Origin of the sequence: Veillonella parvula (assembly GCF_018366295.1) — a bacterium.
GTDB classification, from domain to species: domain Bacteria; phylum Bacillota; class Negativicutes; order Veillonellales; family Veillonellaceae; genus Veillonella; species Veillonella parvula_P.
On the sequence record NZ_JAGZIJ010000001.1, the window covers coordinates 369,706 to 392,166 of the forward strand.

Consider the following 22,461-nt stretch of genomic DNA (forward strand, 5'->3'; position numbering starts at 1 on the left):
CTCCATATTATGCTTTATGTACCAAGCTATGACCTGTCATAGCTTTTGGTTGTTGTATCCCAGCTAAGTCTAATAATGTAGGAGCAATGTCACATAATTTACCAGCTTCTAATGTAGCTGTTTTTAAACTGTCGCTCATTAAAATTAAAGGAACCAAGTTCGTTGTATGTGCCGTATGTACCTTACCTGTTTCATGATTAACCATAAGCTCTGCATTACCATGATCTGCTGTAACTAACAGATGACCTTTCTTGCTACGAATAGCCTCCACGATACGACCTAAACAAGTATCTACTGCTTGAACCGCTTTAACGGCAGCTTCAAAGCTACCAGTATGACCAACCATATCTGGATTTGCAAAATTCAAGATAATCATGTCATATGTTTCATCTTGTATCGCTTGTACAACCTTATCGGTCACTTCATAAGCACTCATTTCTGGTTGTAAATCATAGGTCGCCACTTGAGGGGATTTTACGAGAATGCGATCCTCACCTTCAAAGGGTTCCTCTTCACCGCCATTGAAGAAATATGTAACATGAGCATACTTTTCTGTTTCTGCGATGCGCAATTGGCGATAACCGCCTGCACTTAGAACTTCACCTAATGTTTCAGATAATGTATCCTTTTCATACACAATATGTACGGGCAAACCATCCTCGTATTTTGTCATAGTTGCCATATATATAGATAGTGGCTTCCGTTTAAAACCATCAAAATCAGGTAACACTAGTGCCTTTGTAAGTTCACGACCACGGTCTGGGCGGAAATTACAGAATATAACCGCATCTCCATCTTTGATAGTCCCTGTAGCATCAATCACCGTAGGAAGTACAAATTCGTCTGTCGCATCTCTATCATAGGACTGTTGCACCGCTTCACATGCAGATGTAGCTATTTCACCTTGACCATGCACAATGGCATTATATGCCAATTCAACGCGGTCCCAACGATTATCACGGTCCATTGCATAATAGCGGCCACTAACTGTAGCAATTTTGCCACAATTTAGATCAGCCATATACGTTTCTAAGTCCTTTAAATAGCCTTGTGCACATTGTGGAGCTACATCACGACCATCGAGCAAAGCATGGACATACACATGCTCGATTCCATTATCATGAGCCCCCTTGATGACTGCCTTAATATGATCTAAGGAGCAATGCACATTGCCATCTGAAACTAGGCCTATAAGATGTAAGCTTTGCTTCTTAGCTACTTCGTATAGTTCCTTCATAACAGGGCGATTATAAAACTCACCAGACTCGACATCTTTAGTAATACGAGTCAAATCTTGATACACTATGCGACCAGAGCCAAGATTTAAATGGCCAACTTCAGAATTTCCCATTTGACCTTCTGGAAGGCCTACCGCAAGCCCTGATGCTTCTAATGTTGTATGTGGATACATATCCCATAATCGATTAAAACAGAGCGGCTTCGCCTGTACTACAGCATTGGTTGTGTCTGATTTATCCCCCAAGCCAAAGCCATCTAGGATGACTAGCATTACGGGAGCCTCTAATTTAGCCATTTGTAACCTCATATTAAGCGCTTACTTGGTTTGCAGCTTTAATAATATCAATAAATTCATCGACCACAAGTGATGCACCACCTACGAGAGCACCGTCAATATTAGGCTCTCCAAGGATTTCTAGTGCATTTTCTGATTTAACGCTACCACCATACTGGATGCGTACTGCATCGGCAGTTTCATTATCATATAAAGATCGAATGTAATTGCGGATTTCTTTGCATACCTCTTCAGCTTGATCAGCCGTTGCTGTCTTGCCCGTACCGATAGCCCAAATTGGTTCGTACGCAATGATTAATTGACTGACTTGTTCTTTCGGAATATCAGCCAAAGCCCCTTTTAGTTGAGACGTAATCCAATCAAGTGTATGACCCGTTTCACGATGTTCTAAACTTTCACCAACACAGACAATAGGATTCAAATTATGATGAAATGCACTTTTAATTTTTGCATTAACGGTCTCATCTGTTTCGCCATAATATTCACGGCGCTCAGAGTGACCGATGATTACATAATTAACGCCTACTTCTGTAAGCATAAGTGGTGAAATCTCACCAGTAAACGCACCAGCATCATGATAATCCATAGTTTGTGCACCTACTTCAATAGCTGTATTTTTCGTCAATACTACAGCACGTTCGATAGCTGTAAAAGGCGGACATACAACTACATCACAGGACAATTCCATATCTTGTAACACGCCGTTAAACGCTTCGATCAGAATTGATCCAGATGCAATGGTGCCATTCATTTTCCAATTCCCTGCAATAATGGGTTTTCTCATATTATGCCTCGGACAATGCAGCAATACCCGGTAGGATTTTGCCTTCTAAGAATTCTAAAGATGCACCGCCACCTGTGGAGATGTGGCTAATTTTATCTGCTAAACCACTTTTTTCAATGGCTGCTACAGAGTCGCCACCACCAACGATAGTCATCGCATCAGATTCAGCTACAGCTTTCGCTACTGCATTTGTACCAGCTGCAAAGTTTTCCATTTCAAATACGCCCATAGGACCATTCCAAATAATAGTCTTCATTGGCGCCAATGCTTCTACATAAAGTTCGCGGGTTTTAGGCCCAATATCTAATATCATCCAGCCATCTTCGATTTGATCAACATCAGCGATTTTAGTATTAGCATCGTTGCTGAAAGCATCTGCTACTACAGCATCAATAGGTGTTAGTAATTTAGCACCTGCTACACGAGCTTCCATAACAAGGTCTGTAGCGATAACTTCTTGACCTTCTTCAAATAAGGAGCTACCAATATTGCAACCTTGCGCTTTAATGAACGCATTAGCCATACCACCGCCGATGATCATTACATCAACTTTAGGCAATAAGTTAGAAATAACGGAGATTTTATCTGTAACTTTCGCGCCACCAATAATAGCTGCCATAGGTGTTTTGGGATGTACTATAGCTGCACTTAATGCGTCAATTTCTTTTTTGAGCAAGAAACCTGCTGCCATAGGGATATAATCAGCAATACCGACTACAGATGCCGCATTACGGTGAGATACACCAAACGCATCATTGATAGCAACATCTGCAAGAGATGCCAATTGCTTAGCAAACTCAGGGTCATTTTTAGTTTCTTCATTGTGGTAACGCAAATTTTCAAGCATCAATACATCACCAGATTGTAATGCTTTTACAGCTTCTTCAACTTTAGGACCAATACAGTCATCTACGAATGCTACAGGCTTGTTGATAAGGTCAGATAAATGCTTAGCACATGGTGCCAAAGACATTTCTGGTTTGCGTTCTCCCTTAGGACGACCAAAGTGAGAAGCAAGGATAACCTTTGCCCCTTTTTCGATTAAGTAATTGATAGTAGGTAATGCACTACGAATACGAGTGTCATCAGTGATGACACCGTCTTTCATAGGAACATTAAAATCAACACGAACAAATACTATTTTATTAGCTACTTGTAAACCTTCAATTGTTTGTTTCATCAAAGCCTCCTGATTATAAGCCTTTGCTTGCTACAAATGCGGCCATGTCGATAAGACGTTCGGAGTAACCCCATTCGTTGTCATACCAAGAAACAACTTTTACCATGTTGCCATCCATAACCATTGTCAAATCAGCATCAACAATGGAGCTACGAGGATCAGAGCTGAAATCACAGGATACCAATGGTACATCAGATACACCAAGAATACCTTTTAATTCACCGGCTGCTGCTTTGCGAAATGCTTCGTTGATTTCTTCTTTAGTAGCCGGTTTTTCAAGTTCGCAAACAAGATCTGTAGCAGATACGTCTGGAGTAGGAACGCGCAATGCAAAACCATCTAATTTACCTTTTAATTGAGGCAATACTTTAGCAACAGCTTTCGCTGCACCAGTTGTTGTAGGAATGATAGACATTGCTGCAGCACGAGCACGGCGAGGGTCTTTATGACGTGCATCAAGAATTTTTTGGTCATTTGTGTAGGAATGAATTGTAGTCATCATACCGCGTTTGATACCGAATTCATCACATAATACTTTAGCAAATGGAGCCAAGCAATTTGTTGTACAAGATGCATTAGAGATAATGTGATGTTTTGCAGGATCATACATATCTTGGTTAACTCCCATAACCATAGTTAAGTCTTCGTTTTTACCAGGTGCAGAGATTAATACTTTTTTTACAGTAGGTTGATTCAAATGAACCTTTGCTTCCTCTGCATCACGGTATTTACCAGTACATTCCATAACAATTTCTACGCCTTCTTCAGACCAAGGTAATTTAGAAGCGTCGCGGTCATGGAATACACGGATTTTTTTACCATCAACGTAGATATTTTCTTCATCAAATGTTACTTCATTAGGAATTGTACCGTGTACGGAATCGTATTTTAACAATAATGCAGTACCTTCATTATCACCAGTTGCATTAATTGCCACTACATCCACATCAGGATTATTAATCGCTGCGCGAACTACACATTTACCGATACGACCAAAACCGTTAATACCAACTTTTACTGCCATTGTTAGATCCTCCTAATAACAAAAATTCTAACCAAATTCAAACTAAAATTTATAACTACTAATTCGCCTATAAGGCAGAAATTTGTAACAATTGACGCATACCTTCGGCTGCTTGCTCATCAATGATAAGTATCCCTTTCTGGCAAGCTCGCATCACACCTATAATAGCGCTCGCTTTTTCTTGTCCACCAGCTACAGCAATAACATTGGGAACCTTTACTACATCGGGAAGTGATAAACCAATATTATTGGTAGAATAAATTAACTTACCCTCAATGTCACAATATTGACCAAGTGCTTCACCTACCGCATGATTATCTACCAACTGCTTACGCACATCATCGGCAATATGGCGCTGATCCGCCATGCGCATTGCAGTACCAATACCAAATAATAGTACGTCAGTCCTACTAATGAGGTCTCCAATTTCTTTAATTTGTGGTTCACAAGTCATGAGCATATGTAATGAGTCTTGTGAAAGTCCATCAGGTAAATGGAGCATCTTATAGGAACCACTTAGTCGTTCAGCAAGCACCGAAGCAATTACATTAGCTTGGTATTCCACTACTTCACCAACGCCACCACGGGCTGGTACCACAGTAGGATTGAAAGGTAAGATAGGCATTTCTTCAGCTATTGCTGCCATGGTACTACCCCCACTGATGGCTACTACTGCATTAGGTTTCAATAGGTCTTGCAATAACTTTGCCGCTGTAAAACCTAACTTTTTAACCATCAAGGTTCCTTCTGTAGGTGTAATAACAACTCTATCGATATGAAGTGCTTCAGTCAATCGATGTTCTAGCTCGTTAATACGATCTAGCTCATTTAAAAAATTTCGTAACTTCGGAACAATTGCATGTCCCTCATCAGTGAGAAAAATCCCTGGTTTATAAATGTCTACAAGACCATTAGCACGCATTAACTCAATATGACTTCGTACGGTTCGCTCTGGAAGATCCGTTGCGGTAGCTAATGTTCTACGGCCTATAGGCTCTTCATAAACAAGGTGGTTTAGTATTTTGTATCGCTCCTTCAATACGCTAACAATTTCAGGAACAATACGTTCACATATCATTAGAAATTCGTTCATCGGGTCCCTCCTTTACCCGTTGGGATTACATGAATCGTTTTTCGTCCCATGTGAACAAAATCCGTCCCACCTAAAATAAAAAAATACTTTTACACTTGTATTGTATACCTTATGTAATTTTTATTCAACCCTAAATAAGAGAAAACGACATACGCCTTAGAATAAGAGAAAACGACATACGCCTTAGATAATTTGTTATTATTTCAAATCTAATAATATGTCGTCATGTCCCCTTATTATATTCTAATATGTCGTTTTATTGTATTTTATTTTGTACCGAAGATACGGTCACCTGCATCCCCTAAGCCAGGCAAGATGTAACCATGATCATTAAGCTTTTCATCAAGTGCTGCTACATAAATAGGAACATCTGGATGTTCTTTATTTACAGCCTCTACACCTTCGGGAGCAGCTACTAAGCACATTAATTTAATATGTTTAGCACCTTTTTCTTTTAGCAATGTAATCGCTGCGGCTGCACTACCACCAGTAGCAAGCATTGGATCAGTTACGATGAAGTCGCGTTCCCCTACGTCAGATGGTAGTTTACAGTAGTATTCTACTGGTTTCAAAGTTTCAGGATCACGGTACAAACCAATATGACCAACTTTTGCAGTTGGAATTAAACTAAGCATACCATTTACCATACCTAGACCAGCGCGAAGAATTGGAATAATACCCAGTTTTTTACCTGCAATTCGTTTGCCAGTCATTTTAGTTAGTGGTGTTTCTACCTCCACATCCTCAAGTGGTAAGTTGCGTGTAATTTCATACCCCATCAACATAGTAATTTCATCAAGTAGTTCTCTGAAATCTTTAGAGCCTGTTTGTACGTCACGCATCAATGTAACTTTGTGTTGAATCAATGGATGTGTCATAACATTAACTTTCATGACTGTCCTCCTATAAAACAATATACATATCCCATTCTAGCGATTAACTATCATATTTACTCTATCACAGATTAGAAAATCATGCCATAAAAATATTGAAAGGGATGTGCCAATGGCACACCCCTTTTACACTACCTATAAACTTATAGGACTATAAATATATATTTAATATTAATACAATCGATTAGTACAATGGATACGCTTCACAAAGTGCAGCAACACGTTTACTAGCTTCTTCATGGACCGATTTATCCTCAGGATTTTTAAGAACCACTGCAATAATATCGGCAATTTCTTCCATATCTTTCACTTGCAAACCACGTGTTGTAAGAGCTGGCGTACCAAGACGAATACCGCTTGTTACAAATGGGCTAGCTGGATCAAATGGAATTGTATTTTTATTACATGTAATACCTACTTCATCGAGTAAGTGTTCAGCTTCTTTACCAGTTAAACCAGTATTACGAACATCTACAAGCATAACATGAGTATCTGTACCGCCAGAAACAATTGTTAAGCCCTTTTCTTGTAATGCTGCAGCCAACGCTTTTGCATTGTCGATAACTTGTTGTGCATATACTTTGAACTCAGGTTGTAAAGCTTCACCAAATGCTACAGCTTTAGCAGCGATAACATGCATCAAAGGACCACCTTGGATGCCAGGGAAGATCGCTTTATCGATTGCTTTAGCATACTTTTCTTTGCAAAGAATCATACCACCACGAGGGCCACGCAATGTTTTATGAGTTGTTGTAGTAACGATATCTGCATATTCCACAGGGTTTGGATGTAAACCAGCTGCTACAAGTCCAGCAAAGTGAGCCATATCTACCATGAAAATAGCATCTACTTCGTGTGCCACTTCAGCCATTTTCTTAAAGTCAATTTGACGGCTATAAGCACTACCACCAGCGATAATCAACTTAGGTTTTGCTTCTAATACAATTTTACGAAACTCATCGTAGTCGATTTGTTGTGTTTCAGCATCTACACCATAAGGTACTACATTGAAATATGTACCAGATACGTTAACTGGAGAACCATGAGTCAAATGACCGCCGTGGGACAAGTTCATCCCCACAATAGTATCACCTGGTTGTAATAATGCGAAATACACGCCAAAGTTTGCTTGAGAACCAGAGTGAGGTTGTACATTAGCATGTTCTGCACCGAACAGACGTTTTGCACGTTCGATAGCCAATGTTTCAATAACATCAACATTTTCACAACCGCCATAATAGCGTTTGCCAGGATACCCTTCTGCATATTTGTTAGTCAATACGCTACCTTGAGCTTCCATTACAGCTTGAGAAACAAAATTTTCAGAAGCAATCATTTCTAATTTATCGCGTTGGCGTGCTAACTCTTGGTTGATAACAGCTTGAATATTAGGGTCTTGTTTTTCTAAGAAACTCATGAGTATCCTCCTCATATAGAACAACTATCTATAAAGTAATGATGTATTATTTCTCTAATGCTTTTATTTTCTCTACACGACGTGCATGACGTCCACCTTCAAACTCAGTTTCCATAAAAATGGTTACAATATCGTTAGCAAGGCCTGGTCCAATAACGCGTTCACCCATAGTAAGGATGTTCGCATCATTATGTTCACGACATGCGTGAGCAGAAAATGTATCATGACAAAGAGCAGCGCGAATGCCCGCTATCTTATTTGCTGCAATACCGATACCGATACCCGTACCACAAATCAAAATACCGCGATCTGCTTGACCAAATACAACTGCATTTGCTACAGGTACTGCAATATCAGGATAGTCGCAAGACTCAGCTGAATAACAACCAAAATCCTCTACTTCATGTCCCAATGCACTCAATACCTCTTTAACAGATTCCTTCAGATTTAATCCGCCATGATCACAACCGATTGCAACTTTCATAATTTCATCTCCTACGCCTTCTGAGGCACTGATGTAAGACCAGCCTCTACTAAGTGATAAATTTGTTCCGCACATTGATTATATACGGTTTGGTCAGATCCATATGGGTCCGTAACATCACCATCTAGACCACCCCACTCGGAAATTGTTTTAATTTTACCTTCCTCAAAGGGGAATTGGCGAAGTAGTACAGATTTGTGATCTTTCGTCATACCAAGAATAAGATCTGCTGCATTTACGAGTTCCATCGTTAAGGGTCTCGATTCATGGTTGGAAATATCTGCAATGGAACGGACAGCTACTACGGCTTGTTCAGTTGGTTTTGCTCCATAAGCGGCAAATAAACCAGCTGATACAGTTGTAACATCCTTATGTTTCTCCACTGCAAGGGCCCGTGTAATACCTTCAGCCATTGGGCTACGGCAAGTGTTACCGGTACATACAAATAAAATATTCATAATAACATCCTTACTCAATCACATTTTGTGATTACTTTATACATTATAGCAAATCTATCCAATATGTAAAGACATTTTTCTATTATCAGTGGACATCTTTATGCTAGTAAATTTACTTATAAATGATATGATGACTCGATGCTTTTTCCATTCGATTCATAATGGCAACACCAAAACCATCATCATCAACACCTTCTGCTAGGATTAGCGTAACATGATTTTCATTAAAATGTAATAGACTTTTATAAAAGTCGTGCCCCAATGCTAACGCATCTCCATGATGGCCAAAACAATGGCACATAAATCGTCCATCCTCTTTAATCAAGTTATACGTTTCATTACTTACCAAACAACCGATAGGACCTTCTATGCCTTCTGAAAGCTCTTTGAAAGTGTGTGCTACACCTTCTGGACTACCTACAACAACCGTCATAGGTGCATCAGGCGCATAATGCGTATATTTCATGCCAGGAGCCTTTGGTGTAGTGGTTGCATTAACTAAAGCAGTATCATACTCAACAGTAGACACCACACGTTCAAGCTGTGCTTTTGTAATTCCACCAGGTCTCAATATAATGACCTTATCATCATGGACTTCCACAACAGTAGACTCTACACCAATCGTACATGGACCAGCATCTAAGATATAGGAAATGCGACCATTCATATCATTATATACATCTTCTGCAGTAGTTGGACTTGGGCGCCCTGAAATATTGGCACTAGGTGCCGCTATAGGTATGCCTGCACGTTCTAATAATACTCGACATGCCTCATGATCAGGACACCGAAGCGCCACACGAGATAAACCACCTGTTGCACGATCTGGCACCAAATCAGATTTAGGCAATGTAATCGTTAATGGCCCTGGCCAGAATGCATCCATTAAAGCTTGCGCCGTAGCAGAAATTTCTGTTACTAAAGATTTTATGCTTTCACTATTAGGAACATGCAAAATGAGTGGATTATCAGAAGGCCGTCCTTTGGCAGCATAGATTTTATCCATCGCCTCTGGATCTAGACCATTTGCACCTAATCCATATACAGTTTCTGTAGGAATAGACACCAATTCACCATTGCGCAAAGCACGGGCTAAAGTATCTATATCTTGTTCTGATGGATTTGTAATGATTTTAGTATCCATATTAGCCCTCATATACAGCTGTCACTACCCGGTTATGACCACCGAGGTCAGCTATAAATTGAATATTCGAATATTGACCTGTTTCTTGCAATAAAGCACCTACCTCTTCTGCTTGGTCAAAGCCTACTTCAAACGCCACACGGCCATTAGCGTTTAAATAATTTCTACATTCTTTAGCTAAGATTCGATAAAATTGAAGCCCATCCTCTCCACCAAATAATGCAATATGAGGCTCATTTAATACATCTGGTGACAACATCTTTAAATCACCAGTTCGAATGTATGGAGGATTAGAAACAATAAGATCAAACTTCTCCTCTTTTCCATATAAAGTGGAGAACATATCTGATTCCATAAATTGTACTCGGTCAGCTAAATTAAAGGACTCACCATTTTCGCGTGCCACCAGTAAAGCATCTGTGGAGATATCTAAACCAACACCACTAGCATTTGGCAAATAATGTAGTAAACTTAACAATATTGTCCCAGGGCCTGTGCATACATCAAGAATACGCACATTACTATCTTTTGGATAAGTACCTAGTACATGCTCAATCAAGGTTTCCGTATCAGGTCGTGGAATCAATACCTTATCATTCACCTTAAAGGTCAACCCCATAAAGTCCTTTTCCCCAATGATAGCCGCTACACAATGCCCCTTAGCTCGTTGTTGAACGAGAGGTCTAAAGGCATCGAGCTCGTCTTGAATAAGTGGTTGGTCATAATGGGTATATAGATAAATCCGATCTTTACCTAAAACGTGAGAAAGCAGTACTTCCCCATCAAGTCGAGGTGTATCCATCTCCTTGCTTTGAAAGTACTGCTCTGTCCACTGGAGAATACGACCGATTGTCCAAATCTCCTTATGCATTTGTATTGGCCTCCTGCATTTTTGCCGCTTGGTCTGCAGCATTTAAGGCTTGAATAATTTCATCAAGATCGCCATTTAAAATAGCATCTAATTTATATAATGTTAAATTAATACGATGATCTGTGACGCGTCCTTGTGGGTAGTTATAGGTGCGAATACGTTCACTACGATCACCTGTGCCGACTTGACTCTTACGATCTGCAGCCATACTAGAAATGGCCTCTTGTTCAGCTTGATCCTGTAACTTAGCACGCAATACACGCATAGCTTTTTCACGGTTTTGTAATTGAGATCGTTGATCTTGACACGCTACAACGATACCAGATGGTAAGTGTGTAATACGAACAGCAGACTCAGTTTTATTGATATGCTGACCACCGGCACCACTCGCACGATATGTATCAATTTTTAAATCTTTTTCATTAACTTCAATATCAACATCTTCCATCTCTGGCAATACGGCTACTGTAACTGTAGATGTATGTACACGGCCTTGTGTTTCTGTAGCCGGTACACGTTGTACACGATGTACACCAGATTCAAATTTCATCTTAGAGTATACATTTTCACCATCCACAGAGAAAATAACCTCTTTAAATCCACCAAGCTCTGGTTCATTAGCATCGATAATCTCACAACGCCAGCCTTGGCTTTCCGCATATTTTGTGTACATGCGGAACAAGTCGCCTGCGAATAATGCAGCTTCATCACCGCCAGCGCCCCCGCGAATCTCAATGATAATATTTTTATCATCATTAGGATCCTTAGGCAATAATAGAACTTGCAACTTTTCTTCCAATTCCTCTTTTTGAGGTTTTAACTCTTTCAATTCCTCTTGAGCCATTTCTCGGAATTCTTCGTCCATGGATTTATCTTCAATAACTTCCATAGCTTCATCAATACCAGATAAAACTTTTTTGTAAGTACGGAACGTTTCAACGGTTTCAGATAATTGAGCATGTTGACGGGTCAATTTACGCCATTCATCTTGGCGAGCAATGACCTCTGGGTCACTAATACGCTGCTCAAGATCCATAAATTTATCTTCAATAACTTGTAATTTATCAACTAACATGTTTATTCCTCTTCATATGCGTCACTCTCAGGCGGACGGACCTCTTCTAAAGCTCGTATAGCAACTTCAATTTGATCATCTTCTGGTTCACGCGTTGTCATATATTGTAACGCAAGACCTGGTTTAATAAGAGCTTTCACAAAAGAATGATCGCTACGTCCAGCAAGACGAATCACCTCGTACGCAATACCAGCTACTACAGGCATAAGGAGTACGCGGCTCACGATACGTTCCAACAAATTGGGCCAACCCAAGAAAGCAAATACAAAGATACTAACTACCATAACAATAAGTAAGAAGTTTGTACCACATCGCGCATGTAAGCGACTTTGTTGGCGAACGTTTTCTACAGTTAAAGGCAAATCTAATTCATAAGTATGAATCGTTTTATGCTCTGCCCCATGATATTGGAAAACTCGTTGAATATCCTTCGTAAGACCAATCCCCCAAATATAAAGTAAGAAAAGTACTAAACGAATGACACCTTCAATGAGATTTAATACTATATGATTATCCTGTACACCAGGAATGAATTTTACGATAAATGTAGGCAATGCCAAAAACACAGCTATCGCAAACAGTGTAGAAATGACCATGGTAATGGCGATTTCACTATTAGACATTTCTTCCTCTTCATCGCCAGCAGTCTTAGCGGAGAAGGATAAAGCCTTCATGCCTATCACTAGAGATTCATAGAGAGCTACACAGCCACGAAGAAATGGTTTTTTCAATATTGGATATGTGTCAGCAATGGACTTTGTAGCTTCTTTTTGAACTACAATAGTTCCCGCAGGCTCACGTACGGCAGTTGCCGTATAGCCAGGGCCTCTCATCATGACACCTTCGATCACAGCCTGTCCTCCGACAAACTTTTTTATACGTTCTCTGTTCACAAGATCTCCTCTCATAAACAAATATAGGCAGAGCCAACAGCCCTGCCAATACATGTTACATTACAAAACAAATTATTTGCCGTAACGTTTGTTAAATTGTTCAATACGACCACGAGCTTGAGCCGCACGTTGTTGACCAGTGAAGAACGGATGGCATTTGGAGCAAACGTCTACACGAAGGTCTTCTTTTACAGAGCCAGTTTTGAATGTGTTGCCACAACCGCAAGTTACTGTAGCTTCTTTATAGTCTGGATGAATACCTTGTTTCATTCTATACACCTCTTTCCAGCAATCAATATTATTCTTATAGATTATAGCATGACACCTGCACAAATGCAAGTAACCAATACTATTCCTTGGACGCTTGCTTTTCTTCAATAGCCTCAGCTAAAATAGCTTCCAAGTCACTTTCGTTGAGGATGTCACGCAATGCAATAAGCTCCTCTAAAGAAAGGGTAATACCTTTTTTCATGCTTGTATATTCACTATCCCAAGCACGAAGATCAAACTTAGGATTGTATTTTCCCCAACTAGTACATGTTAATTGTTTTTTCCAACCATCTTTATCTTCAGATAAAGTACCAATAACCTTGAAGATTTCAAAATTAATAACTGCCATAGGTCCTCCTTTCTTACATATTCATATGCTATGTTTCGTATCTACTATATTTAGTAGTTTATATTTTTTAGGATACGATATATTTTAAACCAAAATTATATGATTTACAATTCTTTTTTATAGTCACTATAATCTTCAATATCAATAGAAGCTGTAGGTGGCATAACTTGTGCACCTAATGAATCTACGGTCTCTTTCCAACTCCTTGTAGCCTCCGTAACAGCCTTGATATATGCCTCGTCAGCAGCCTGTACAGATTTAATTAGTTGGGCTTCATCCTTTACATCTAATACGCGACGACGTACGCTACTAAGCATATAGCCAAAGGATTCATCTGTTTGAACGAGCATGGAGATTTCTTGAATCAATGTTTGACCCGTAGTGCTGCAGAAATAGGCATACCACATATATGCTAATTCAGCATCTGGGAACATCCAGTACATATCATCTACAGGCGCTTCTGTCGTAATATCTACATCAATATAATCAGTATGACGTTTAAAAGTAAGAAAATAAGCTCCACTTTCAATAAGAGCAGTGCGACCTAATTCAGATACACGGCTATCAATGCAATAAATACCATCTTGACCTAAGGCTACGTCCGTTTGACCGCCGGGCAACAAAATAGAGCGCAAGGACAAGCCATAATTTAATACCGTAAATACTGGCAATTGCGCAAATACGCCATGAGGTAATGGAATATAATTAATTGTTTTCCACTCATCCCCTACACGTTCACGAAGACCAACACGCATTTTTTTTACATCGTATTTACCATATACGATTTCATAAGCCCCTAATGGAGTCCATTCTCGTATAGCTTCTACTCGTTTTTGGTTCAAGAAAAATTGCAACGCCATATTATTTAAGCCCAATTGATTTTGTGCCATTGTAGCAGGTAAGAATAATTGAGCAGTCCCTTCTGGAACCAAGTTATGTAATCCGTTAGCGACCTCTTCTACAATATCTTCAGAGGATTGGAACATACCAACTGTGCCTGTAAAGATATGGTCAAAATAGCTACGATGAGGCCATTGATTAATGATTTGAGCCATCGGATATAAACGTGTCAAAATGCTATAACACACGGGAGATGCCGTATACAGAACGACTTTTTTATCTTCATAAGATTGAAGAATCTCTTCAACCATGCCTGCATATTCTTCTACATAAGCATACAGAACCAGTTCTCCCGTTTTACTATGAGCTTCGATACTTTCACGAACAGGAGTTTCCCAAATAGTGCCTACATCTAGACCTTCTAAAATGCCTGTGTCACTAATAAAATCAAACAATTCCACTCTAAAGGATGGTCCATAAAGAGCTTGGAATGTATTCAAATCATATGGTACAGGACCAAAGGATTCTACTGTGGATTTTTCTGCTAACGCATATAAATCATCTGCCGTTACCCCCCACTCACGGGAGCTAGCATTACTAGAAATCAATTGATCTAGCACTTTAAAACGCATTAACTCATTTACAATATCAATTCCCTCAATACCATGATTAGCACAAAGGGCAATAAATTCTTCGTTATTTACTTTCATATTAAACCTTTCCGGCTGAAGGACATAGATGATTTAAAAAACATTCATTACACAAAGGCTTACGAGCCTTACACACTCTACGGCCATGATAGATTAACCAGTGGTGTGCAGCAGCCCAGTCCTTTTTTGGAATTGCCTTTTGTAACTTTTGTTCCATCTCTTCTGGCGTCTTAGCAATACCTAATTTTAATCGGTTAGACACGCGAAATACATGTGTATCTACCGCAATGGCTGGTGTACCAAATAAAACGGATACCACAACATTTGCTGTTTTACGCCCCACACCAGGCAATTCAACGAGTTGATCAAACTCACGAGGCACCTCTCCATGATATTGTTCAACTAAAATTTGACAAGTAGCAATTAAGTTTTTTGCCTTGGACTTATAAAGGCCGCAATCTTTAATGAGAGTCTCTAACTTAGCAACTCCAATTTCAAGCATCTTTGCAGGATGATTAAGTTCTGGGAATAGTCGTTTAGTAACAATATTAACCCGTTCATCCGTACATTGTGCAGACAAAACTACAGCAACTAATAATTCAAATTCATTTGTATACTCAAGGGCAGGTTTTGCATCAAAATAATGCTCTTGTAACAGTTTCAACTGCTCTGCCTTTATCGCTTTTGTTACACGCATACAGTTCTCCTTTCTCACCTGTGAAAGTACAGACGCGTACAACTTATATCTTACCATACGTATTCATTAAGTTCTATGTTATAATAAAACATGCTATTCTAATATAGAATACAGGAGGTGCATATGAGTCATATTAACGATACATTAAAACGAATAAATGAACTAGCTGCAAAGAAAAAATCTGGACAAAAATTAACACCAGAGGAATTAGCAGAAAAAAAAGAATTATACAAAATCTACTTAAGCTTCATTCGTGGTCAAATTACAAGCACCTTGGATTGCGTCGAATTTGTAGACCCAGAAACAGGTGAAAGAACCGCTCCTAAACGAGCTCTAGAAGATTTAGCTAAAGAAGCTGACCAAGATATTAAAGAACATAAAGATATTCACTAAGACTACAAAAGCGTACGCATGAAGGATATTTCCTAATGCGTACGCTTTTGATTTTTATTTTTACTATTTTCGCTTCTAAATAAATAAAATATATTACTAGACTAGTATCAATATTTCTATTGAGGTCCTTCTCCAGCAATAATACGTTGTGCCTCAGCATCAGATAAATCATAGCGTAAGAAAGTCTTATAGAATAATTTTGTTTCTTTCACTAAATCAATATCATTAAATAATTGAGGTTGTATGATTTGACCTGCCCATAAGATTTGTAATGCAGACTCAGCACTGTAACGATCCCAGTTGAAAGTACCTACAGGATTGCTGTAAATACGACCGTTTTGTACTGCTTTAAGGCTTGCCCATTGTGGATCATTCTTAATCGCTTCAATACCTTTGCGTGATTGTGTACCACCAATAATGATAATATCAGGGTTAGCTTTAACGATTTCTGCCATTGTTACAGTAATTTGAGAACCTTTAGTAGTGATGGCATTTTTACCACCAGCGTAACGAATCCATTCGTTGATAATTGTTTTGTCCCCATCAACCTTTAATAAGTTGTCTCCACCTACAATATGTAATACAGATGGACGGTTAGCATCATCAATACTTTTTGTTCTATCTTCAGCAAATTTAATTTTACCATCTAAGTAAGCTAGGTATTGTTTTGCCATTTCAGGGGCTTTATCACCTAATACTTCAGCTGTAACATTAATAACTTTACGCAATCCATCATAGTCTTGGAAGTTTACACGAACTGCTGGAATCCCTGCATTACGCGCCATTTCAATTTGATTCTTATTACTTGCTAATACAACTTGAGGTTTTAATTTTTGGATTTCTTCCATTTGTACATCAGTACCTTTTACAGGTGCTGGAATTTCTTTAATGCGTGGGTACACTTGAGCGAACCAAGGCAAGCCTTGAACAGAAGTTGTGGTAGACACTAATTTATCCGCACCACCAAGCATCAATACAACTTGATTATTGGCATGCCATAAATCGGCAACCTTTGTTATATCTTTAGGAATTGTTACATCTGTTCCATCGATATCCTTTACTACACGCGTAGCAGATTGATTACCTTGTGATGCATTCTCTGTGCCACATCCAGCTAACATGAATAGAGCCGTCATAAGGGCTAATAAAAATACAATAATACGCTTCATACTTACATTCCTTTCTGACCTATTTGAGGGATAACACATACAGTACGATTAACTGTATCGCTATAGAATAAGCTTAGCTTAGTCTTATAAATCTCCTCGAGCGCTTCTAAGGTCACATCACTAACAGAATCATAAAAATCTATAGATCCATCACGACATAAACCAACACGGCTATTTAACAACAACGCCTGTTCCGGTAAATGTGTAGTGAAAATAATAGCATATCCTTAGGCGCGTAATTGATCAATTGTTTCTAAAACAATAACCTGATTACGTATATCTAAAGCAGATGTAGGTTCATCCATAAGTAATAAACGTGTATCTTGTAACAAGGCACGACCTATAGCAACTAATTGCCGTTGACCACCACTTAAATCACGGCATGGTTTGTCCTTTAACGCCGTAATACCAAGCATGTCCATAATAGAATCAGTTTTTTCAAATTCTTCTTTACCTGGAGATGAGAACATACCGGTTCGCAAGGTAGCACCAAAGGAAATATAATCTCGTACCGTATAAGCTATATCAGCCCCTATAATCTGTGGTACAAAAGCAATTAACTTAGCCCGTTCCTTGATTGATGCAGTCATTAAGTCTACACCACTACAATAAATATGTCCTTGTTGAACATGATTAAAGCACATTAAACAGCTTAATAAGGTAGATTTGCCTACCCCATTCCTACCTAGTAACGCCAATGCATCACCAGCTTTTACAGAGAAGGATAAATTACTAAAAATATTGGGTTGGTTCTTATCATAGGCAAATGATATAGAATCAACGACGAGTTCAAATGAATCCATTAGAAGTACCTCCGTTGTTTATATAATACCCATGCAAAGAACGGTGTCCCAATAAAACCACATAAAATCCCAAGTGGAATCTCTGCAGTTGTTAAGGAACGAGCAAATAAATCAGCAATCATCAAAAAAGAAGCACTCACTAAAATCGTAGCGGGAATTAATTTTTTATGATCATTACCTACTAACATTCTAGATAAATGTGGTATAACAAGACCAACCCAGCCGATAGTACCGCTAAGGCATACTGCTGCAGCTGTTAGAAGCGTAGAAATACCGATGATAACAAGTCGTTCTCGATTTACATTTACCCCTAAGCTTTGAGCCTCTTGATCAGAAAGAGACAAAATATTAAGTCTCCATCTTAAGGCTAACACTGCGATTGTGCCAATGATAATAATAGGCAATACATATAGCAAATTATCCCACGTAACCTTTGCTAAGCTTCCCAACTGCCAATAAACAATATCTTGTAACTCTGTATCAGGATCTGCAATATATTTAAGCAAACCAATTATAGCAGCCATAAATCCGGAAACGATAATACCACATAATACTAAAACGATACGCGATTGATTCTGAATCAATTTAGGCAATAACAAGGTTAAGCAAACTGCGAAAATACCACCCATAAAGGCTAGTATGGCAACACCATATAACGATAAATGCAATAATATACCTATACATGCACCTACACTTGCGCCATGTGATACACCTAATAAATCTGGAGATACTAAATCGTTACGGAATACCCCTTGGTAGGCGGCACCAGAAACGGCTAATGCAATACCTACAGCAATAGCCCCTAATACGCGAGGTAATCTAATTTCCATTACTACATTATACATAGATGCATCCCATGTTATAGGTAGTACTAGAAATTTGGAAGATAAGATATTCATCACTTCATTTATGGGAATAAAGAAACGACCTATCACGAGAGAGGCCAAAAAAATACCAATGCATATAACTAAAGTTATAAACATTGTTCTTACATATTGTTGCATAAAATACCTCAACAAACAAAAACTTCATATATGCTACCTTTAACTATACAAGATTTTACATATTAAGAATAATTAGTTTTAATAATATATTACATAAAAAAAGCCACTTGATATATGGATCAAGCAGCTTTTAGTATAAGTCTTACTTATCTATTATAATTTGCCAAGACGTTTCATAGCGGTATAAATTTTTCCTGCAAGTCCTGTCATTTGTTTTTTAGGAATACCACAGGCAGCTATACGAATACCATTTGCTAATGCAATTATATAAATATGTTCTTTCTTCAACTCTTCACAGATAGCATTTGCAGAGTCTGTAGGGATTGTAATAAAAAAACCACCACGGTAAGGTAACATGGGAAGTCCTACTTGTGCTGCTTCTTGTTTAAAGATATCAGCACGATCGCGAATTAATTGATAATAGCAATTGCGTTCAGCTTCATATTCCTTAAACTTAGCTGGATCAGCCACAATATTAGCCATTGTACGCATTGCGGGGCGACAAATATTGGACCATGTAGCACGACTTGTAGATTTGTTAACTTCGAAAAACTCATCAGCTATTTCTTCATCGTCAGAGATTCCAATCATCGCACCAACGCGCTGACCATACATAGTAAATCCTTTAGATAAGCTATAACACACACAGGTGAGAATTTCTTTTGGCAAATGACTAAATTTATTGAAGAACGCACGTACCTCATCTTTTTCACCAGAGTAATCAAGATATGCTACATCAATACCAATAATCACATTATTTCGACCAATAGCAACTAAATCCTTCAAAAAATTAAGGATAGAATCCCAATCTTTATCCTCAATAGAGTAGCCGGTTGGGTTATTACCAGGTGTATTAAAGATAACAACCACATTTGTTTGTTTAGCCGCCAATTCGTTTACACGATTTTGGAATGCCTCATGATTAAAGTTATTATGTTCATCAAATAAGGAATACGTAACTAGTGTACGTCCAGTATCACTACAAATAACACGGTATGCACCCCAGTACCAATCCGCTGTTAATACTTCATCACCAGGCTCCGTATAGTTATGAATCAAATGATGAATACCACCAGTGCCACCTGCGGTAGCAATGCTACGAATATGACCTTCTGGGCGGAAATTTCCAAAACATTCTTTTTCTGCAGCACACAAAAAATCTGGAATACCCGCAATTGGTGCATAACCAACATGTTCAGAATCCGAAAGACTCAAATATTCTTCTTTAACGGTCTTAAGAAAAACTAAGTTTCCCTCTTCATCATGAATAGCACCCAACGTACCATTTACAACATTCTCACGGCCATTTTCTTTAGCATCAGCTTGAGCTTGACCAGCAGTTACGAAGATCACGTCTTTTAATTTTTTTCCTTTTGCATGCTTTGCAGCAACACTTGTCATAACTAGCACCATCCTATCTGAAATGAATATTACATATTTATCATACCTAAACTAATTTAAATATACAACGTATATTCAGTAAATATATTGTATACATAGAAGATTTAACTAACTATTAGTAACTCAACACTTATTAAATATATATATAGAATATATTAAGTACCTTATTTAGGAAAAATAATTAACAAATATACAATAAAACAGTAAATATATAAAAAAAAGACCACTCAAAAGAGTGGTCATCATCATCCTTAGAAGGAATAGCCTACACCAGCGTGTAAACCTTTTGCAGTTTTATCATTGCTATCTACACTATATTTATCATAGCCATAGTATACATTCAAATCTACATCAGGGCGTACTTCATATTGAGCACCTACTTGATAAGTTTGCTTAATATCATTACCCCAACCAGCCTTAGCAAAGCCGTTTACTTTATTAGTCAAAGGTACATGACCGATAACACCAGCTTGGAAACCAAGTTCAGTATCATTTGTACGAATCGCAGTACCTGCACCATATAAATTTACATTTGGATGTACTTTATAAACCAATGCTAATTGATGATCTTTAATATCACCATTTTTTGCATTTAATTTATCGTAAGAGTATTGTAATGCGGCTTTATTGGAAAGGTCGTGTTGTAAAGAAACACCGAAACCATCATTACTATTGCCGCCACCGTTAGATACGTGTTGTTTAAAAGCATAATCAGCTTGTACCTTAGTGGATCCATCACTAATTTTCGTTACAGGAGCTGCAGCAAATGCACTACCGGCTACAACTGTAGCTGCTAAAGTTAATAATACTAATTTCTTCATTTTTACCTCCTATACACATACCAACGGTATGTCTTAATAAGTTACTAATCAATAGGTATAGTAATTATACAATCTATAAATTAGCGTTTCATGAATACAGGGATATCAGGGATACCACTGTTAGTATTTGTAGTGGATGCCGGACGGGATGTAGTTGTTGTTTTACCGAATTCAGGTACATTCTTAGTATTTGAATTAAAACCAGTTGCCACAACAGTAATTTGAACTGTATCGCCTAAGCTTTCATCGATAACGGAACCGAAGATAATATTTGCATCAGGATCCGCCGCTTCAGAAATAATTTCGGCAGCTTCATTAATTTCAAACAAGCTTAAGTTAGCACTACCAGAAATATTGAGTAAGATGCCTTTTGCACCATCGATAGATGTTTCCAACAATGGGCTATTAATAGCCATTTTAGCTGCGTCAGCAGCGCGGTTTTCACCTTCGCCAACGCCAATCCCCATCAATGCTTCGCCTTGTTCAGTCATGATAGTTTTAACATCTGCAAAATCAAGATTGATCAAGCCAGGAACTTGAATCAAGTCTGAAATGCCCTTGATACCTTGGCGAAGTACATCATCAGCTGTACGGAATGCATCGCTTAAGGAACATTTTTTATCTACAACTTGCAACAATTTATCATTAGGAATAACGATAATAGTATCTACTTTTTGAGTCAAGAATTCAATGCCTTTTTCCGCTTGTGCACGACGGCGTTTACCTTCAAAAGCGAACGGTTTAGTAACGACACCGACTGTCAATGCACCGATTTCTTTAGCACATTCTGCAACGATAGGAGCAGCACCTGTACCAGTACCACCACCCATACCAGCAGTTACGAATACCATATCAGCACCTTCAAGAGCTTTTATAATTTCTTCGCGGCTTTCTTGAGCAGCCTCTTCACCGATTTGTGGATTTGCGCCTGCACCAAGACCTTTTGTAACCTTCTCGCCAATTTGGATCGTTACATCCGCTTTAGATAATTCAAGCACTTGGCTTTCAGTATTAGCGGATAAAAATTGAACACCTTTAAGATCGCTATCTACCATGCGATTAACAGCGTTATTACCGCCGCCACCAACACCGATAACTTTAATATTTGCAAAATCAGACATTGAACTTCCTCCTCTTATCGTTATCTATCGTATCAATATACGTCCCAATGTATCGATTTATATACTGACAATCTTATAACAATTACATTTATT

Annotated in this window: 24 protein-coding genes; 1 reads left to right on the forward strand and 23 read right to left on the reverse strand. The window is 38.5% G+C overall.

All coding sequences use genetic code 11. The annotated features are described in order from the left end of the window. Nucleotides 1–7 precede the first annotated feature (7 nt). From gpmI to nth, 17 genes are all read right to left on the reverse strand, one after another. Nucleotides 8–1,534, reverse strand: a complete 1,527-nt coding sequence (gpmI, locus tag KHY58_RS01800) for a 2,3-bisphosphoglycerate-independent phosphoglycerate mutase (RefSeq protein ID WP_278471678.1) — start codon at nucleotides 1,532–1,534, stop codon at nucleotides 8–10. Between the two features lie 13 nt (nucleotides 1,535–1,547). After that, the gene (gene tpiA, locus KHY58_RS01805; RefSeq protein ID WP_278471680.1) at nucleotides 1,548–2,318 is read right to left on the reverse strand and encodes a triose-phosphate isomerase; all 771 of its coding nucleotides are present in this window, start codon (nucleotides 2,316–2,318) and stop codon (nucleotides 1,548–1,550) included. 1 nt (nucleotide 2,319) lies between these two features. Beyond that, a complete protein-coding gene (locus tag KHY58_RS01810) occupies nucleotides 2,320–3,498 on the reverse strand; it encodes a phosphoglycerate kinase (protein WP_278471682.1) in 1,179 nt (392 codons plus the stop codon). 13 nt (nucleotides 3,499–3,511) lie between these two features. Continuing rightward, on the reverse strand, nucleotides 3,512–4,522 hold the full coding sequence (gene gap, locus KHY58_RS01815) for a type I glyceraldehyde-3-phosphate dehydrogenase (protein ID WP_004697289.1): 1,011 nt from the start codon (nucleotides 4,520–4,522) through the stop codon (nucleotides 3,512–3,514). A 67-nt stretch (nucleotides 4,523–4,589) separates the two neighbouring features. Beyond that, the gene (locus KHY58_RS01820; protein ID WP_008714121.1) at nucleotides 4,590–5,615 is read right to left on the reverse strand and encodes a sugar-binding transcriptional regulator; all 1,026 of its coding nucleotides are present in this window, start codon (nucleotides 5,613–5,615) and stop codon (nucleotides 4,590–4,592) included. A gap of 266 nt (nucleotides 5,616–5,881) precedes the next feature. Further along, the gene (upp, locus tag KHY58_RS01825; RefSeq protein WP_008601199.1) at nucleotides 5,882–6,508 is read right to left on the reverse strand and encodes a uracil phosphoribosyltransferase; all 627 of its coding nucleotides are present in this window, start codon (nucleotides 6,506–6,508) and stop codon (nucleotides 5,882–5,884) included. Nucleotides 6,509–6,692: 184 nt separating this feature from the next. Further along, nucleotides 6,693–7,925 (reverse strand): serine hydroxymethyltransferase, encoded by a 1,233-nt coding sequence (glyA, locus tag KHY58_RS01830; RefSeq protein WP_004697326.1) that lies wholly within the window; start codon nucleotides 7,923–7,925, stop codon nucleotides 6,693–6,695. A 46-nt stretch (nucleotides 7,926–7,971) separates the two neighbouring features. Then, nucleotides 7,972–8,409: a ribose 5-phosphate isomerase B gene (rpiB, locus tag KHY58_RS01835; protein WP_278471684.1), complete on the reverse strand. Its 438-nt coding sequence runs from the start codon at nucleotides 8,407–8,409 to the stop codon at nucleotides 7,972–7,974. An 11-nt stretch (nucleotides 8,410–8,420) separates the two neighbouring features. Further along, nucleotides 8,421–8,867 carry a low molecular weight protein arginine phosphatase gene (locus KHY58_RS01840; RefSeq protein ID WP_118091298.1) on the reverse strand — a complete coding sequence of 149 codons (447 nt, stop codon included), beginning with the start codon at nucleotides 8,865–8,867 and terminating at the stop codon, nucleotides 8,421–8,423. Between the two features lie 112 nt (nucleotides 8,868–8,979). Then, nucleotides 8,980–10,011, reverse strand: a complete 1,032-nt coding sequence (locus KHY58_RS01845; RefSeq protein WP_278471690.1) for an L-threonylcarbamoyladenylate synthase — start codon at nucleotides 10,009–10,011, stop codon at nucleotides 8,980–8,982. 1 nt (nucleotide 10,012) lies between these two features. Further along, a complete protein-coding gene (gene prmC, locus KHY58_RS01850) occupies nucleotides 10,013–10,882 on the reverse strand; it encodes a peptide chain release factor N(5)-glutamine methyltransferase (protein WP_278471692.1) in 870 nt (289 codons plus the stop codon). Further along, nucleotides 10,875–11,957, reverse strand: coding sequence for a peptide chain release factor 1 (prfA, locus tag KHY58_RS01855; RefSeq protein ID WP_004697261.1), 1,083 nt, complete (start codon nucleotides 11,955–11,957; stop codon nucleotides 10,875–10,877). The genes prmC and prfA overlap by 8 nt, the downstream gene beginning before the upstream one ends. Before the next feature lie 2 nt (nucleotides 11,958–11,959). Then, nucleotides 11,960–12,865 carry a DUF1385 domain-containing protein gene (locus tag KHY58_RS01860; RefSeq protein ID WP_278471924.1) on the reverse strand — a complete coding sequence of 302 codons (906 nt, stop codon included), beginning with the start codon at nucleotides 12,863–12,865 and terminating at the stop codon, nucleotides 11,960–11,962. 57 nt (nucleotides 12,866–12,922) lie between these two features. Then, the gene (gene rpmE, locus KHY58_RS01865; RefSeq protein WP_004696185.1) at nucleotides 12,923–13,120 is read right to left on the reverse strand and encodes a 50S ribosomal protein L31; all 198 of its coding nucleotides are present in this window, start codon (nucleotides 13,118–13,120) and stop codon (nucleotides 12,923–12,925) included. A gap of 79 nt (nucleotides 13,121–13,199) precedes the next feature. Beyond that, nucleotides 13,200–13,469: a YdbC family protein gene (locus KHY58_RS01870; RefSeq protein ID WP_004696187.1), complete on the reverse strand. Its 270-nt coding sequence runs from the start codon at nucleotides 13,467–13,469 to the stop codon at nucleotides 13,200–13,202. A 104-nt stretch (nucleotides 13,470–13,573) separates the two neighbouring features. Beyond that, nucleotides 13,574–15,019, reverse strand: coding sequence for a hypothetical protein (locus tag KHY58_RS01875; RefSeq protein WP_278471695.1), 1,446 nt, complete (start codon nucleotides 15,017–15,019; stop codon nucleotides 13,574–13,576). Nucleotide 15,020: 1 nt separating this feature from the next. Then, on the reverse strand, nucleotides 15,021–15,656 hold the full coding sequence (gene nth / locus KHY58_RS01880) for an endonuclease III (RefSeq protein WP_118091303.1): 636 nt from the start codon (nucleotides 15,654–15,656) through the stop codon (nucleotides 15,021–15,023). A 123-nt stretch (nucleotides 15,657–15,779) separates the two neighbouring features. Between nth and KHY58_RS01885 the strand changes: the two genes are divergently transcribed. After that, entirely contained in the window at nucleotides 15,780–16,049 is a 270-nt protein-coding gene (locus KHY58_RS01885) for a DUF896 domain-containing protein (RefSeq protein ID WP_278471697.1), read from the forward strand. 116 nt (nucleotides 16,050–16,165) lie between these two features. Here the strand turns inward: KHY58_RS01885 and KHY58_RS01890 are convergent, their stop codons facing one another. The 6 genes from KHY58_RS01890 to ftsZ form a co-directional block, all read right to left on the reverse strand. Further along, nucleotides 16,166–17,218 (reverse strand): ABC transporter substrate-binding protein, encoded by a 1,053-nt coding sequence (locus tag KHY58_RS01890; RefSeq protein ID WP_278471698.1) that lies wholly within the window; start codon nucleotides 17,216–17,218, stop codon nucleotides 16,166–16,168. 227 nt (nucleotides 17,219–17,445) lie between these two features. Beyond that, nucleotides 17,446–18,021, reverse strand: a complete 576-nt coding sequence (locus KHY58_RS01895; RefSeq protein WP_278471701.1) for an ABC transporter ATP-binding protein — start codon at nucleotides 18,019–18,021, stop codon at nucleotides 17,446–17,448. Continuing rightward, a complete protein-coding gene (locus KHY58_RS01900; RefSeq protein WP_341458535.1) occupies nucleotides 18,021–19,025 on the reverse strand; it encodes an iron ABC transporter permease in 1,005 nt (334 codons plus the stop codon). Before KHY58_RS01900 ends, KHY58_RS01895 begins: the two co-directional genes overlap by 1 nt. A 153-nt stretch (nucleotides 19,026–19,178) precedes the next feature. Next, the gene (locus tag KHY58_RS01905; protein WP_024061906.1) at nucleotides 19,179–20,426 is read right to left on the reverse strand and encodes an aminotransferase class I/II-fold pyridoxal phosphate-dependent enzyme; all 1,248 of its coding nucleotides are present in this window, start codon (nucleotides 20,424–20,426) and stop codon (nucleotides 19,179–19,181) included. A 251-nt stretch (nucleotides 20,427–20,677) separates the two neighbouring features. Next, complete coding sequence (locus KHY58_RS01910; RefSeq protein WP_004696198.1) at nucleotides 20,678–21,247, reverse strand: outer membrane beta-barrel protein; 570 nt, start codon at nucleotides 21,245–21,247, stop codon at nucleotides 20,678–20,680. Nucleotides 21,248–21,327: 80 nt separating this feature from the next. Then, a complete protein-coding gene (gene ftsZ, locus KHY58_RS01915; protein ID WP_004697140.1) occupies nucleotides 21,328–22,368 on the reverse strand; it encodes a cell division protein FtsZ in 1,041 nt (346 codons plus the stop codon). Nucleotides 22,369–22,461: the final 93 nt, after the last annotated feature.

Excerpts from the sequence above, each read along its gene's own strand:
- KHY58_RS01910 (WP_004696198.1), bottom strand. The coding sequence starts at position 21,247 with ATGAAGAAATTAGTATTATTAACTTTAGCAGCTACAGTTGTAGCCGGT.
- prmC (WP_278471692.1), bottom strand. The coding sequence starts at position 10,882 with ATGCATAAGGAGATTTGGACAATCGGTCGTATTCTCCAGTGGACAGAG.
- KHY58_RS01860 (WP_278471924.1), bottom strand. The coding sequence starts at position 12,865 with ATGAGAGGAGATCTTGTGAACAGAGAACGTATAAAAAAGTTTGTCGGA.
- KHY58_RS01810 (WP_278471682.1), bottom strand. The coding sequence starts at position 3,498 with ATGAAACAAACAATTGAAGGTTTACAAGTAGCTAATAAAATAGTATTT.
- gap (WP_004697289.1), bottom strand. The coding sequence starts at position 4,522 with ATGGCAGTAAAAGTTGGTATTAACGGTTTTGGTCGTATCGGTAAATGT.
- nth (WP_118091303.1), bottom strand. The coding sequence starts at position 15,656 with ATGCGTGTAACAAAAGCGATAAAGGCAGAGCAGTTGAAACTGTTACAA.
- KHY58_RS01895 (WP_278471701.1), bottom strand. The coding sequence starts at position 18,021 with ATGGATTCATTTGAACTCGTCGTTGATTCTATATCATTTGCCTATGAT.
- KHY58_RS01885 (WP_278471697.1), top strand. The coding sequence starts at position 15,780 with ATGAGTCATATTAACGATACATTAAAACGAATAAATGAACTAGCTGCA.
- KHY58_RS01870 (WP_004696187.1), bottom strand. The coding sequence starts at position 13,469 with ATGGCAGTTATTAATTTTGAAATCTTCAAGGTTATTGGTACTTTATCT.
- KHY58_RS01840 (WP_118091298.1), bottom strand. The coding sequence starts at position 8,867 with ATGAATATTTTATTTGTATGTACCGGTAACACTTGCCGTAGCCCAATG.
- rpiB (WP_278471684.1), bottom strand. The coding sequence starts at position 8,409 with ATGAAAGTTGCAATCGGTTGTGATCATGGCGGATTAAATCTGAAGGAA.
- KHY58_RS01900 (WP_341458535.1), bottom strand. The coding sequence starts at position 19,025 with ATGCAACAATATGTAAGAACAATGTTTATAACTTTAGTTATATGCATT.
- ftsZ (WP_004697140.1), bottom strand. The coding sequence starts at position 22,368 with ATGTCTGATTTTGCAAATATTAAAGTTATCGGTGTTGGTGGCGGCGGT.
- rpmE (WP_004696185.1), bottom strand. The coding sequence starts at position 13,120 with ATGAAACAAGGTATTCATCCAGACTATAAAGAAGCTACAGTAACTTGC.
- gpmI (WP_278471678.1), bottom strand. The coding sequence starts at position 1,534 with ATGGCTAAATTAGAGGCTCCCGTAATGCTAGTCATCCTAGATGGCTTT.
- KHY58_RS01890 (WP_278471698.1), bottom strand. The coding sequence starts at position 17,218 with ATGAAGCGTATTATTGTATTTTTATTAGCCCTTATGACGGCTCTATTC.
- upp (WP_008601199.1), bottom strand. The coding sequence starts at position 6,508 with ATGAAAGTTAATGTTATGACACATCCATTGATTCAACACAAAGTTACA.
- prfA (WP_004697261.1), bottom strand. The coding sequence starts at position 11,957 with ATGTTAGTTGATAAATTACAAGTTATTGAAGATAAATTTATGGATCTT.
- KHY58_RS01820 (WP_008714121.1), bottom strand. The coding sequence starts at position 5,615 with ATGAACGAATTTCTAATGATATGTGAACGTATTGTTCCTGAAATTGTT.
- tpiA (WP_278471680.1), bottom strand. The coding sequence starts at position 2,318 with ATGAGAAAACCCATTATTGCAGGGAATTGGAAAATGAATGGCACCATT.
- KHY58_RS01905 (WP_024061906.1), bottom strand. The coding sequence starts at position 20,426 with ATGACAAGTGTTGCTGCAAAGCATGCAAAAGGAAAAAAATTAAAAGAC.
- KHY58_RS01845 (WP_278471690.1), bottom strand. The coding sequence starts at position 10,011 with ATGGATACTAAAATCATTACAAATCCATCAGAACAAGATATAGATACT.
- glyA (WP_004697326.1), bottom strand. The coding sequence starts at position 7,925 with ATGAGTTTCTTAGAAAAACAAGACCCTAATATTCAAGCTGTTATCAAC.
- KHY58_RS01875 (WP_278471695.1), bottom strand. The coding sequence starts at position 15,019 with ATGAAAGTAAATAACGAAGAATTTATTGCCCTTTGTGCTAATCATGGT.